Genomic DNA, 370 nt, shown 5'->3' with positions numbered 1-370 from the left:
TATTAAGTTGCTAGAAAAAAATGGTATTAAAGCTGACGAAACAAGCGTATTAGTGAAAGACTTTATCTCTTGTTATTGTCGGCTTAATATTGTTGATGAACCAGCAGAACAATGGCGAAATGCTGAAATGAAACGTTTGGCTTCTTTGCAAGAATTAATGTATTATGGAGGTATTTAATGATATTCTCACAAGTTACATTACAGGTAGAAACGACTGTTAAGAAGAAGAACGGTGCAGAAGCTAATGTTATAAAGCCTATCGTTTTACCAGCAGTTAAACAGAGAATTAATCAGTCAAGACTTGATGAGTTTTCTATGATTGGGCTAGGTAAAAACGTAAGATACGAGCTTAACGGAATCGGAGAAATGG

Annotated in this window: 1 protein-coding gene; it reads left to right on the top strand. The window is 34.9% G+C overall.

Going from position 1 to position 370, the window contains the following annotated elements; translation table 11 throughout:
- Positions 1-177: 177 nt before the first annotated feature.
- Positions 178-370 (top strand): hypothetical protein (locus tag EII37_RS10925; protein WP_221620945.1); only part of this gene is annotated, 193 nt, incomplete at its 3' end.

This window comes from Streptococcus sp. OH4692_COT-348, from assembly GCF_003859975.1.
Taxonomy (GTDB): domain Bacteria; phylum Bacillota; class Bacilli; order Lactobacillales; family Streptococcaceae; genus Streptococcus.
Note: the sequence above shows the minus strand (reverse complement) of the source record. Positions and strands in the feature narration are given on the sequence as shown.